At 70.1% G+C, this 11,858-nt stretch carries 11 protein-coding genes; 7 read left to right on the plus strand and 4 right to left on the minus strand.

Translation table 11 applies throughout. The annotated features are described in order from the left end of the window. Positions 1-63: 63 nt before the first annotated feature. Together J7520_RS02720 and J7520_RS02725 are read right to left on the minus strand one after the other, a co-directional pair. Positions 64-1,935, minus strand: coding sequence for a PQQ-dependent dehydrogenase, methanol/ethanol family (locus J7520_RS02720; protein ID WP_291183583.1), 1,872 nt, complete (start codon positions 1,933-1,935; stop codon positions 64-66). 287 nt (positions 1,936-2,222) lie between these two features. Then, a complete protein-coding gene (locus J7520_RS02725) occupies positions 2,223-3,209 on the minus strand; it encodes a pteridine-dependent deoxygenase (RefSeq protein WP_291183586.1) in 987 nt (328 codons plus the stop codon). 101 nt (positions 3,210-3,310) lie between these two features. Between J7520_RS02725 and J7520_RS02730 the strand changes: the two genes are divergently transcribed. Then, positions 3,311-3,604 (plus strand): phosphopantetheine-binding protein, encoded by a 294-nt coding sequence (locus tag J7520_RS02730; RefSeq protein WP_291183587.1) that lies wholly within the window; start codon positions 3,311-3,313, stop codon positions 3,602-3,604. Positions 3,605-3,644: 40 nt separating this feature from the next. Further along, positions 3,645-4,205, plus strand: a complete 561-nt coding sequence (locus tag J7520_RS02735; protein ID WP_291183590.1) for a cysteine hydrolase family protein — start codon at positions 3,645-3,647, stop codon at positions 4,203-4,205. A gap of 6 nt (positions 4,206-4,211) precedes the next feature. On the opposite strand, the gene J7520_RS02740 is transcribed toward J7520_RS02735, so the two are convergent. After that, complete coding sequence (locus tag J7520_RS02740; protein ID WP_291183593.1) at positions 4,212-5,531, minus strand: NAD(P)/FAD-dependent oxidoreductase; 1,320 nt, start codon at positions 5,529-5,531, stop codon at positions 4,212-4,214. 75 nt (positions 5,532-5,606) lie between these two features. On the opposite strand from J7520_RS02740, the gene J7520_RS02745 reads away from it, so the two are divergent. The 5 genes from J7520_RS02745 to J7520_RS02765 are packed head-to-tail and all read left to right on the plus strand — an operon-like array spanning position 5,607 to position 10,534. Continuing rightward, on the plus strand, positions 5,607-6,341 hold the full coding sequence (locus tag J7520_RS02745; RefSeq protein ID WP_291183596.1) for a xanthomonadin biosynthesis protein: 735 nt from the start codon (positions 5,607-5,609) through the stop codon (positions 6,339-6,341). A 3-nt stretch (positions 6,342-6,344) separates the two neighbouring features. Beyond that, on the plus strand, positions 6,345-6,644 hold the full coding sequence (locus J7520_RS02750) for a hydroxymyristoyl-ACP dehydratase (protein ID WP_291183599.1): 300 nt from the start codon (positions 6,345-6,347) through the stop codon (positions 6,642-6,644). Then, entirely contained in the window at positions 6,641-7,609 is a 969-nt protein-coding gene (locus J7520_RS02755) for an acyltransferase (RefSeq protein WP_291183602.1), read from the plus strand. The genes J7520_RS02750 and J7520_RS02755 overlap by 4 nt, the downstream gene beginning before the upstream one ends. Further along, on the plus strand, positions 7,518-8,189 hold the full coding sequence (locus J7520_RS02760) for a LolA-related protein (protein WP_291183605.1): 672 nt from the start codon (positions 7,518-7,520) through the stop codon (positions 8,187-8,189). The genes J7520_RS02755 and J7520_RS02760 overlap by 92 nt, the downstream gene beginning before the upstream one ends. A gap of 32 nt (positions 8,190-8,221) precedes the next feature. Further along, entirely contained in the window at positions 8,222-10,534 is a 2,313-nt protein-coding gene (locus J7520_RS02765; RefSeq protein ID WP_291183608.1) for an MMPL family transporter, read from the plus strand. Positions 10,535-10,742: 208 nt separating this feature from the next. Here the strand turns inward: J7520_RS02765 and J7520_RS02770 are convergent, their stop codons facing one another. Continuing rightward, the gene (locus J7520_RS02770) at positions 10,743-11,855 is read right to left on the minus strand and encodes a hypothetical protein (protein WP_291183611.1); all 1,113 of its coding nucleotides are present in this window, start codon (positions 11,853-11,855) and stop codon (positions 10,743-10,745) included. Positions 11,856-11,858: the final 3 nt, after the last annotated feature.

An 11,858-nucleotide genomic window follows, 5' to 3' on the forward strand; every position in this document is an offset into this window, starting at 1 on the left:
ACCCGCTCGGGAAAAAAGAAACCGGGGCCCAGTCCGGACCCCGGTGGACGAAACGATGGCGCGCTACTTCTGCGCCACCTTCTTGCCGACCGCTTCACCGGTGTCGACGCGGAACGTGAACAGCGAACCGCCGGTCGGAATCTTGTCGAAGCCGCTCTCGTAGGCGAGGCCGACCGCGCCGAGCGCTCCGAACGGATCGGACGGGTCGAGACCGCCGGCGATCGGCAGGCCGATCCAGCCGCCGATGCCGGTGAAGATCGACACGTACTGGTGGCCGGCGACCTTGTAGGTGATCGGATTGCCGATGATTCCGGACGACAGCTTCTTCGACCACAGGATCTTGCCGCTGTCCTTGTCGACCGCGCGGAACCAGCCGTCGAGCGTGCCGTAGAACACCACGCCGCCGTCGGTGACGAGCGCGCCGCCCCAGGTCGGGAACTTCTCGTTGATCTCCCACTTGGTCTTGCCGGTGGTGACGTCGAACGCCTTGAAGTTGCCGAGGTTGCCGGGCTTCTCCGGCTTCATCGCGACGTTGGCGAACACGTAGACGATGCCGGTCATGATCGCGCCGCGCTCCTTCGGCTCGTCTTCCATGTACCAGTTATTGGTCGGGCAGAAGAAGATCTTCGGGTCCTTCGGATCGACCGCGCACGGCTGCTGATCCTTGCCGCCCATCGCCGACGGCGAGGCCTTGACCGGCTTGTTGAGGTCGAACGGCGAGTGTTCCTTGACCTTGATCGGGCGGCCGGTCTTGAGGTCGATCTTCTCGGCCCAGTCGACGTTGACGTACTTGTTGGCGTGCAGGATGGTGCCGTCGCGGCGATCGATGACGTAGGCGAAGCCGTTGCGGTCGAAGTTGACCAGCACCGGCTTGCCGTCCAGTTCGACCAGGATGTTCTCGTTGATGCCGTCGTAGTCCCACTGGTCGAACGGCGTCTTCTGATAGCCCCACACCGCTTCGCCGGTGTCCGGTTTGCGCGCGAAGATCGTCATCGACCACTTGTTGTCCTGATCGCCCTTGTTGCACTCCTCGTGCGTCTTGTACTTGCAGCGGTAGGTCGGGCTCCACAGGCCCGGGTTGCCGGTGCCGTAGTAGAGGAGGTCGAGTTTCGGGTCGTAGGTGATCCAGCCCCACGGCGCGCCGCCGCCGCGCTGCCATTCGTCGCCCGGATAGCTGCTCACGCCGAGGTCGCCGAGCTGGCCGTGCTCGGGATGCGCCTTGTTGAAGTCCTTGCCGAGGCACACGTCCTTGTCGGGACCGGTGCTGTGGCAGACCCAGGCCTCCTTGCCGTCGGCGAGCCGGTAGGCGGCCAGGCGTCCGCGCGCGCCGAACTCGTTGCCGCCCATGCCGGTGATGACCAGGTCCTTGACGATCAGCGGCGCCGGGGTCGAGGTCTCGCCCTTCTTCGGCTGCGCGTGCTTGACCTTCCACGCCTCCTTGCCGGTCTTCGCGTCGAGCGCGATCAGCTGACCGTCGAGCGTGTTGAACACCAGTTTGCCGTCGGCGTACGCGGCGCCGCGGTTGACCGTGTCGCAGCAGGCCACCGCGACCGCGTGCTCGTCCTGCTTGGGCGTGTACTTCCACAGCACGTGGTAGTTGTCCGGCTCGGACAGGTCCAGTGCCCAGACGTAGTTCGGATAGCCGCTGACGTAATACATCGTGTTGCCGACGACCAGCGGCTGGCCTTCGTGGCCGCGCGGGCCGCCGGTCGACATCGACCAGACCATCTGCAGGTTCGCGGCGTTGTTCTTGGTGATCTCGCTCAGCTTGCTGTGGCGCGTGCCGGCGTAGTCGCCGCTCGGCAGGCCCCAGCCGTCGGGGTTCTGCGACAGCTTGACGACCTCGTCGTTGGCCGCCGCGGTGCCGGCAGCGAACGCGGCCGCGAGACCCGCACACAGCGCGAACGATAGGCATCTTGCGGACGATCTGCTCATTTCGGTGCTCCCTTGGGCGGACTGGCGCGATAGGCGCGGATCGATCGCAGACCTGCCGTCCCGCTGTCGGGCCGGCCCTGCGACACACCACTTTCAGGTGCAGTTGACGTGCCAGATCGGCGCGTGCGGGAGAATTTCCCAAGGATCAAGCGATTGCGCGTGCTGCGATGCAGCGTCGCCGGCGCGGCTGTGCCACCCACGGAACACCCGTGCCTGCGGCATTGCGCCGCAGCTGGCATAGCGCCGTGAAACGTCGGGGGAGCGGCGGGACGGTCCCGCCGGGGCGCTCAGACGCCGGCGTGGTGGACGCCGTCGACCTCGACCAGCAGCTCGCGCCGGCAGATGTCGCCGGCCAGCAGCAGCAGACCGGCGAGATCCGGCGCGTGCCGGCGCAGGGCGGCTTCCACCGCATCCGCATCGGCCGGATCGCGCACGTACACCTTCAGCAGGCTGCGCGTGCCGAGTTGCCGCTCGGGCATCGACGCCTGCTGGAACAGGCTGTCGAGGTTGGTCAGCGTCTCGCCGATCTGCGCGTCGAGGTCGTCCTCGTGCCGCGAGGCGTGGCCGACCACCGCGGCGGTGCCGGAAATCAGCAACTGCTCGGACTGCATGCGCATGCCGCGCGCGAAGGTCGGCGCGGTCGGACCGTACTGGCGCGGATAGCGCCAGGCGCTGACCTGGCGCGGATTCTCGATCGCGGTGCCGGGCGTGCGTGCCGCCAGCCCGTAGACCTGCAGCACGCGCACGTCGTCCTGGCGGCCGATCGCGGTCGCGGCCGGGTAGCGCGTCTGCGCGCCGGAGTGCATGCCCTGCGCGCGGCCGTCGCAGAACTGCCGGTAGCGCTCGGCGTCGCCGTCGCCTTCGTTGATCGCGTCGAGGTAGTTCCACAGCCGCAGCAGGTGCGGCGTGCCGCTGGCGCCGACGAAGGCGGTCAGCATGCGGTACGCGTGCGCGGCGGCGCCGACGATGCCGCCGTGCGCGGCCTCGTCGACCTCGATCGCGAAGAACATGTGTTCGCCGTCGCTGCTCCAGCGCAGGTCTTCGTGACGACCGCTGCGCACCGGCGCGATACCGCGCCAGACCTCGAACGGCGCCTCGCGCAGGGAACGCAGGCCGACGCGCAGCGTGCGCGGATCGTCCGGCACGTCCGCCGCGCCGAAGCCGATCACGGCGAGCACGTCCGGCCCGGCCAGCAGCGCGTCGGCGGCACCCGATTCGTAGCCGATCCGCAGGGGCGGCAGCAGCGAGGCGGGTTCGGTCAGCGGCTTGGACATCGGCAAGGCGGCGGTGAAGCGGCCGGGAGGCGCGCGGCGGGTCGCGGATGATACACTGGCCGGATACCTTTCCGCCCTCCAATCCTCCGCGCCCTGCACCGATGTCCACCAACGCCACTGCCGCCGCGCAGACCCCTGCCGAGCAGGAGCTCGCGCAGCTGCTGACCGAGAGCCTGAACATCGACTGGGTCAAGCCCGAGGACATCGATCCCGAAGCCGCCCTGTTCGGCAGCGATCTCGGCCTCGATTCGATCGACGCGCTCGAGTTGGCGCTGGCCGTGTCCAAGCGCTACGGCTTCCAGCTGCGCTCGGACAACCCGGACAACCAGCGCATCTTCGGCAGCCTGCGCGCGCTCGCCGCGCACATCGAGCAGCATCGCGCGGCGGCCGCGTGAGCGTGAGGCTCGCGCGGAACACGAGCCTACGTCCGGCCGCATGAGCGCATTGCAAAACCGCCCACGCACCGCCCTGCTGGTGGTCGACGTGCAGCGCGACGTGGTCGCGAACGCGTTCCGCCGAGACGAGGTCGTCGCCGTCGTCGCCGGACTCGTCGAGCGTGCGCGCGCCGCCGCGACGCCGGTGATCTGGGTGCAGCACGAGGATGCCGAACTGGTTCCCGGAAGCGACGGCTGGCGCCTCGTCGAAGCGCTGGTTCCGGCCGCCGGCGAAGCGATCGTCCGCAAGCGCTATCGCGACGCTTTCGACGACACCGACCTCGAACCGATCCTCGCCGACGCGCGCGTCGGCCGCCTGTTCGTCACCGGTGCGCAGAGCGATTTCTGCATCCGCTCGACCCTGCACGGAGCGCTGGCGCGCGGCTACGACGCGGTGCTGGTCGCCGACGCCCATACGACGGACGACATGCCGCTCGGCGATGCGTCCCTGTCCGCCGCGCAGATCGTCGCGCACATGAACCGCTACTGGCACGGCCAGACCGCGCCGGGACGCAGCGGCGGCGCGGTGCGGGCCGTCGACGTCGATTTCGCGACGGCGTAGAGCCGCTCAGGCCGGATCGACCGGCGTGTTGCCGCCGGTGAATTTCGTGCGCGCCTGGCGCCGCCGCGTGACCAGCTCGCCGATCCATGCGCGCAGGTTCTTCACGCCGTAGGCGGCGTAGACGAGCTTGAAAATTTTCAGCTTGCGCATCACCAGCGGGCTGTCGAACACGTCGCCGGCGAGCATCGAGATCACGCCCTGCTCGAGCTGGAACTGGTTGCCCGGATAGGCGAACAGGTGGCGCATGACCGGCGAGTTGAAGCGATAGATGAACCACGAGAACACGCGCACGCCGCGGCGGATGCGCTTCTCGAACGCGATCTGCAGTTCCGCCTCGCGTGCCGGCGCATCGAGCGCCGCGCCGACCGTCGCCGCCGCCTGCTTGCCGCTGTGCATGGCCAGATACACGCCGGAGGAGAACACCGGGTCGACGAAGGCCCAGGCGTCGCCGACCATGATCCATCCCGGTCCGTGCATGCGCTCGCAGATGTAGGAATAGTTGCCGGTGACGCGCACCTCGGAAACCATCTTCGCGCCGGTCATGCGGCGGGCGAGATCGGGCATGCGCGCGAGCGTGGCGAGCAGGAATTCCTCGTTGCGGCCACGGCGCTGCTTGAGGTACTCCGGCCAGCACACCGCGCCGATGCTGGTGATGCCGTCGCGCAAGGGGATGCACCAGCACCAGCCGTGCTCGAAGTTGTAGATGCTGATGTTGCCGGCGTCGTCGCCCGGGCGCCGCTCGACGTCGCGGAAATGCGCGAAGATCGCCGCGCTCTGGTGCTTGTCGTTCTTGCGCTTGAGCTTGAGCGCGTTGCCGAGCAGGGTGTCGCGGCCGCTGGCGTCGACTAGGTACTTCGCGCGCACGGTCAGCGCGGCGCCGTCCGCGTCCTTCGCGTATGCGGTCACGTTGCCGATGCCGCCGAGTTCCACGCGCTCGACCTTGACCCCTTCACGGGCGTCGACGCCGTTCTCGCGTGCGTGCTCGAACAGCATCTGGTCGAATTCCTCGCGCTTGACCTGGAAGGCGTGCGGCGGCGTGCTGCCGATCGCGCGGCTGAACTGGAAGGTCTGGTAGCTGTCGCCGGACTCGAAGTCGGCGCCGTGCTTGACCACGCCGAGCGCGCGCACCTTCTCCATCACGCCGAGCGTGTCGAAGATCGGCAGGTTCGCCGGCAGCAGCGATTCGCCGATGTGGAAGCGCGGATGGCGGTCCTTCTCCAACTGCAGCACGCGCCGCCCCTGGCGCTGCAACAGGGTCGCCACGGTCGATCCGCCGGGACCGCCGCCGACCACCAGCACGTCGCACTCGATCGTTCCCTCAGGCATCTCGCTTCCCACGTCCGTCCCCGTCGCGCAAAGGCGCCATGTTACATTCGCCTTCGCCTCGACGCGTATCCTTTCGTGTCCATCATCGCCCCCACCACGCCATCGACTTCGCTCGCGCCGCGTTCGCGCTGGCTCGCATTCGGACTGGCCGTCTACGTCGTGTCGCTGGCCGCGGCGCTGGCGAGCGGCAACGTATGGCTCGATACGTTCGCCGCGCTGGTGCTGGTCACCTTGCTGCTGTCGCCCGGTCTGCGCCGGCGCAGCGGCGTCGCCTGGGTGTTGTGGCTGCTCGCCGGCGCGAGCTTCCTCGCGCTGGCGGCGTGCGGCCACGGCCGGTTGGCGCTGGACGTGCTGCCGATCTTCGTCAACGCGGCGCTGTGCCTGCTGTTCGCGCGCACCCTGGCGCGTGGGCGTGAACCCCTGATCGCGCGCATCATCGAAGTGCTCGAAGGGCGCGAGCGTCTGGCTCTGCCGCGCGTCGCCGCGTACGCGCGCGGGCTGACGCTGGCCTGGGCGCTGCTGTTCGGCGCGCAGGCGACGCTGCTCGCGCTGCTGCTGACGTTCGCGCGGCCAGACGGTCTGCTCGATGCGCTCGGCCTCGCGGCGCCGTTCGTCGTGGCCGGCAGCGCCTGGCGCTGGTACCTGCACGTCGGCAGCTACGCGCTGGTGTTGACCTTTCTGGTGCTCGAATACGCGTTCCGCCGCCGCTACCTCGCGCATCTGCCGCACGCGCCGATGGCGCAGTTCATCGCGCGGCTGATGCGGCGCTGGCCGGCGCTCGTGCGCCGCTTCGCCGACGAGATGGACTGAGCCATGGACGGGCCGCGGCAAGGTCGCCAGTCCATTCGCATCGGCGCGGACCATCCGAGCCTGCCGGGGCATTTCCCCGGCGCGCCGGTGGTGCCCGGCGTGGTCCTGCTCGACCGCATCGCCGCCGCGCTGGAACACGCAGGCGCCGGCCGCCTCGCCTACGTCGGCGCGGTCAAGTTCGCCGCGCCGCTGCTGCCGGAACAGGACGCCGAGCTCAGCTGGACGCTCGACGGCGTGCGCGTGAGCTTTCGCATCGAGCGCGCCGGATCGACGATACTGTCGGGCCAGGGGGAGGTGGCATGAACGATCATTGGAGCAAGCGCAAGGAAGGCGGCGGCCGCTTCGCGATCTGGCTGATCCGCACGATCGGATTGAACCTCGGCCGCGGCGTCGCGCGTGTGTTCCTGTATCCGATCACGCTGTATTTCTATTTCCGCCGGCCGTACGAGCGGCGCGTGTCCTACGCGTTCCTCGAGCGCGCGTTCGGGCGGCGCGCGAACGCCTGGCAGGTGATGCGCCACATCCATCGCTTCGCCGGCACGATCCTCGATCGCGTATTCCTCCTCGCCGACCGCTTCAAGGCTTTCGACGTGCGCGTCGAAGGGCTCGACCAGCTCACCTCGCGCATCCGCCCGGAACGCGGCGTGCTGCTGCTCGGCGCTCACGTCGGCAGCTTCGAGGTGCTGCGCATCCTGGCGCAGGAATCCGACGCGCCGCGCGTGTGCGTGGTGCTCGACACGCAGAAGACGCCGGCGCTGACCGAGCTGCTGCACGCGCTCAACCCGGAAGTCGCCCGCAACGTCATCGACGCCTCGCGGCCGAGCAACGAGATCGTGCTGGCGATGAGCGAGGCGGTGGAGTCCGGCGCGCTGGCGACGCTGCTGGCCGACCGCGCGCGCGAGCACGAGGCGACCGTGGTGGTCGACTTCATGGGCGCGCCGGCCGCTTTCCCGGCCGCGCCGTTCCTGCTCGGTTCGCTGCTGAAGGTGCCGTTGGTGCTGTGCCTGGGCCTGTATCGTGGCGGCAACCGCTACGATCTGTATTTCGAGGCATTCGCCGACCAGCTCGAACTGCCGCGCCGCGCGCGCGAGGTCGAGCTGCAGGCGGTAGTGCAGCGCTACGCCGCGCGGCTCGAACACTACGTACGGCTGGATCCCTACAACTGGTTCAACTGGCATGACTTCTGGAATCTCGAAGGCCTGCGCGTCGGCCGTCCTGCTCGGCGCAGCGACGCTCTGGTCGACGCCGCCGTGCAGCGCGTCGCCTGAGACGGGCACCGACGCCGCGGCGATCGTCGCGACCTTGAAGCGCGCGACGCCGGCGCGCACGCCCTACGTCGAGGTGCGCTACTCGGGCCTGCTCGATCGTCCGCTGATCCTGCGCGGCGAGCTGGAATATCTCGGCCCCGGCCGGCTCGGCAAGCGCGTCGACAGTCCGTACCGGGAACAGACCACGGTCGCCGACGGCAGCGCCACGGTGCGCCGCGGAGAGCGCGCGCCGCGCACGTTCTCGCTCGGCCAAGCGCCGGAACTGGAAGGCTTCCTGCGCGGCTTCTCCGCCCTGCTCGGCGGCGACGCCGGGGCCCTGCAGCGCGACTTCACGCTGAGCGCCAGCGGCACCGCGTCGAACTGGCAGCTGCGGCTGAAGCCGCGCGACGATCGCCTCGCGCGCCGCGTGCAGGCGATCGAGGTCGACGGCGCGGACGGCACGCCGCGCTGCTTCCGCACCCACGAAGGCGACGGCGATCTGGCGATCCTGCTGGTCGACTCGCTCGCCGAGACCAAGCTCGGCGTGCGGCCGGGGCAGGGAGAACTGGACGCGCTGTGCCGCGGCGTGGCGAAGCGATGACGCGCGCCGCGACGGCAGGGCAGGGCTGAGGCGTGCGGCGTTCCGGTTGGCCGATCCTGCTCGTCTGGTTGCTCGCGTTGGCTGCGCTCGCCTTCTTCGCGATCCGGCATCTTCAGGTCAGCACCGACCTGCGCAGCTTCATGCCGCCGCCGCAGACCGCCGAGCAGAAGCTGCTGATGGAGCAGATCGGCGACGGCCCGGGTTCGCGCCTGCTGCTGCTGTCGATCGAAGGCGCGCCGGAAGGCCAGCTGGCGAACCTCAGCCGCGGCCTCGCCGACGCATTGCGCAAGGACGCCGGACATTTCGAGCAGGTCGTCAACGGCGCCTTCGACCCGGCCGCACTCGACGATGCCTTGCTGCCGTACCGCTACCTGCTGTCGCCGACGCTGGACACGCACGCCCTCGACGCGGACTACCTCGGCGAACAGCTGCAGCAGCGCGTCGAGGATCTCGCCTCGCCGGCGGCGGCGCTGCTGAAGCCGCTGCTCAGGCGCGATCCGACGCTGGAGACGCTGGTCCTGGCCGAGCGCTGGTCGCCGCCGAAGGCGCCGGCGCTGCGCGACGGCGTCTGGTTCTCCTCCGACGGACACGCCTTGCTGCTGGCGCAGACGCGCGGCGCCGGTTTCGATCCCGCCGCGCAAGGCGCCGCGCTCGACGCGCTCGAAGCCGCCTTCGCCGCGCTGCCGGAGCGCGGCGCGGCCAAGCTCGCGATCAGCGGCCCGGGCTACTTCACGGTGCTGATCAACGCCAAGACGCGCGCCGAAGCCGATCGCCTCGGCGCGATCAGCACGATCGGCTTCGTGCTGCTGCTGCTGCTCGCCTACCGCAGCCTCGCCACCTTGCTGCTCGCCGCGCTGCCGGTGCTGAGCGGCGGTCTCGCCGGCATCGCCGCGCTCGCGTTCGGCTTCGGCAGCGCGCACGGCATCACACTGGCGTTCGGCTTCACCTTGCTCGGCGTGGCGCAGGAGTATCCGATCCGCCTGCTCAGTCATCGCCGCGCCGGCGAAGACGCCGTCGCCAGCGCGCGCGCGCTGTGGCCGTTGCTGGCGACCGCGATCGTTTCGGCGGCGATCGCCTATCTCGCCTTCTTCGCCTCCGGCGTCGCCGGCCTGCAGCAGCTCGCCGTGTTCACCATCGCCGGCCTGCTCGTCGCCGGCTTCTCCACGCGCTACCTGTTGCCGCGCGTGCTGCCGGCGCGCTTCCGCGACGTCGCCGATTCGCGCGCGATCGCCGCCGCGACGCGCTGGCTCGATCGCGTGCCGCGTCCGCGCTGGCTGCCGTGGCTGCTGCTCGCCGTCGGGCTGCTGGTGCTGTGGCGCGCGCCGGGGTCGCTATGGCAGAACGATCTCGCCGCGTTGACGCCGGTGCCGCAGGACCTGCTGCTGCGCGACGCGAAACTGCGCGGCGAACTCGGCGCGCCGGACGTGCGCTATCTGCTGGTGCTGCACGCGGCGGACGCCGACGGCGTGCTCGCGCTGTCCGAATCGCTGGAGCCTGAGCTGGATACGCTGGTGAAGCAGGGCGCGCTCGACGCCGCCGAAGTGCCGAGCCGCTACCTGCCCAGCCTGCAGACGCAGCGCGCGCGTCAGGCGAAGCTGCCGGACACGGCGACGCTCGACGCCGCGCTGGCGGAGGCCGCTCGCGAGCTGCCGTTCCGCGCCGGCCTGTTCGCGCCGTTCGTCGCCGACGTCGAACGCGCGCGTGCGCTGGCGCCGCTGACCGCCGAACGGTTCGCCGCCACGCCGCTCGGTACGCGCCTCGCCTCGATGCTGGTGCGCCGCGACGACGGCTGGCTCGGCCTCGGCACCTTGTCCGGCGTGCACGACGCAGCGGCGCTGGCGGCGTTCGCCGAATCGACGCACGGCCGCGTCGGCCTGCTCGACCTGAAGGCGGCGTCGGAATCGCTGGTCGTCGCCTATCGCGAACGCATCCTGCATGCGCTGGGCCTGGCGCTGGCCCTGCTCGCGCTGACCGTCGTCGTCGCCTTGCGCAGCGTGCGCCGCGCCTGGCACGTGCTGGCGCCGATGTCGCTGGCGACGGTGCTGGTGTTCGTAGTCGAGCGCGCGGCCGGGATTTCGCTGTCGCTGTTCCATCTGGTCGCGCTGACGCTGGCCGCCGGCCTCGGCCTGCACTACGCGCTGTTCTTCGAGCGCCCGGTCGCCGATGCGGCCGAAGCGCGCCGCACCTTGCATGCGACGCTGGTGTGCGTGCTGTCGGCCTTGCTGGTGTTCGGCCTGCAGGCGTGGTCGTCGCTGCCGGTGCTGCGCGCGATCGGCCTCACCGTCGCGCTCGGCGTCGGCTTCCACTTCTGCCTGTCGATCCTGATGGCGCGTTCGGTGCGCTAGAGCAATTGCGGTCCGCAGCACGACGCACGCTCGCCTCTCCCGCTTGCGGGAGAGGTCGCGTCGGAGGCGCGGGTGAGGGGAGCGCCGTGGCGCCGTCGCAAGCGCTCGCTCATCCCACCCTCAGGCTGCCCGAGGGCAGCCTTCGATCCCGTTCCGGGAGAAGGGAAGGCTGCGTTGCGGGAAGCGGGAAAGCTGCCCCCGGAAGTGCCTAGCCGTCGAACCCGTCCGCGAAGATCGCGTCCGACGCGATCGGCGTCAGCATGAACGCGGCGATGCCCTCGTCGGCGTCGCGGCCGAATCCGACGATGACGCCGTCGGCGTTGATCGCGGCCGCCTTCTGGAAGCGCGCGAACGGACCGTGGTCGTCGACGACCTCGTATAGATCGTAGGCGACGCCGTCGCGGTAGACCCAGATCTTCAGCCCCGGCACGCAGCCGCTGGCCGTGCCGATGCCGGCGCTGCCGACGATCACGCCGGCGTCGTTGATCGCCGAGGCGCAGCCGTTCTCCTGGTCGAGCACCGCGCCGGGAATTTCGGTGAACGAGCCGTCCGCGCCGAACACGACCGGCACCAGGTTCGGCGTTTCCACCGCGAGGCCGAGGCCGACCGCGGTGCCGGCGGCGTTGACGGCGGTGGGGAGGCTCGGGAATTCCTCGCTCATCGCGCCGAGCGAGTTCACCGCCGGCGTGCCGACCTGGCCGCCGGTGGCGTGGATCGTCGAGGAATGCACGTTCCAGTAGCCGACCAGCTTGCCGGACTCGTTGACGCCGAGCCAGCGCGCCTGCTGGAACTCGACCGTCGGATCCTGGACGCCGTAGTCGACCAGGCCGCCCTCCGCGGTCCAGACGAAGGCGCGTTCCTGCGCCGGCACGCCGAAGCCGCCGACCACGACGCCGGCGTCGTTGATGTCGTTCGGGCTAATGTTGATGTTCGGATCGTCGCTCAGACGGATCGACTGGTCGGGCGCCGCCGCGGTCCAGAGCAGGCCGGCGACCGGATTCACGTAGTCGAGGAACACGCCGACGATCTGGCCCTGGTTGTTGAGCGCGTAGGCGTAGATGTCGCCCGCGCCGGGCACGCCGAGCGGATGCGCGGTGCCGTCGGCGTCCCACAGCACGGCGCGGCCGTTGAAGTCGGCGTCCATGTATCTGCCGACGATCTGTCCGACGTCGTTGATGTCGGCCGCCTGCACGACGCTGCCGCCCGGCACGCCGAGCACGGTCAGGTGGTACATCGGCGCGCCGGCAACGGCGTCGGCGCCGAACGCGGCAGCGAGGACGGCCGGCAGCAGGCGCGGCAGGAATCGGGTCGGAGTGGGCATCGT

It is taken from the genome of Dokdonella sp., assembly GCF_017744955.1.
Taxonomy (GTDB): Bacteria; Pseudomonadota; Gammaproteobacteria; order Xanthomonadales; family Rhodanobacteraceae; genus Dokdonella_A.

Excerpts from the sequence above, each read along its gene's own strand:
- J7520_RS02720 (WP_291183583.1), bottom strand. The coding sequence starts at position 1,935 with ATGAGCAGATCGTCCGCAAGATGCCTATCGTTCGCGCTGTGTGCGGGT.
- J7520_RS02725 (WP_291183586.1), bottom strand. The coding sequence starts at position 3,209 with ATGTCCAAGCCGCTGACCGAACCCGCCTCGCTGCTGCCGCCCCTGCGG.
- J7520_RS02730 (WP_291183587.1), top strand. The coding sequence starts at position 3,311 with ATGTCCACCAACGCCACTGCCGCCGCGCAGACCCCTGCCGAGCAGGAG.
- J7520_RS02735 (WP_291183590.1), top strand. The coding sequence starts at position 3,645 with ATGAGCGCATTGCAAAACCGCCCACGCACCGCCCTGCTGGTGGTCGAC.
- J7520_RS02740 (WP_291183593.1), bottom strand. The coding sequence starts at position 5,531 with ATGCCTGAGGGAACGATCGAGTGCGACGTGCTGGTGGTCGGCGGCGGT.
- J7520_RS02750 (WP_291183599.1), top strand. The coding sequence starts at position 6,345 with ATGGACGGGCCGCGGCAAGGTCGCCAGTCCATTCGCATCGGCGCGGAC.
- J7520_RS02755 (WP_291183602.1), top strand. The coding sequence starts at position 6,641 with ATGAACGATCATTGGAGCAAGCGCAAGGAAGGCGGCGGCCGCTTCGCG.
- J7520_RS02760 (WP_291183605.1), top strand. The coding sequence starts at position 7,518 with ATGACTTCTGGAATCTCGAAGGCCTGCGCGTCGGCCGTCCTGCTCGGC.
- J7520_RS02770 (WP_291183611.1), bottom strand. The coding sequence starts at position 11,855 with ATGCCCACTCCGACCCGATTCCTGCCGCGCCTGCTGCCGGCCGTCCTC.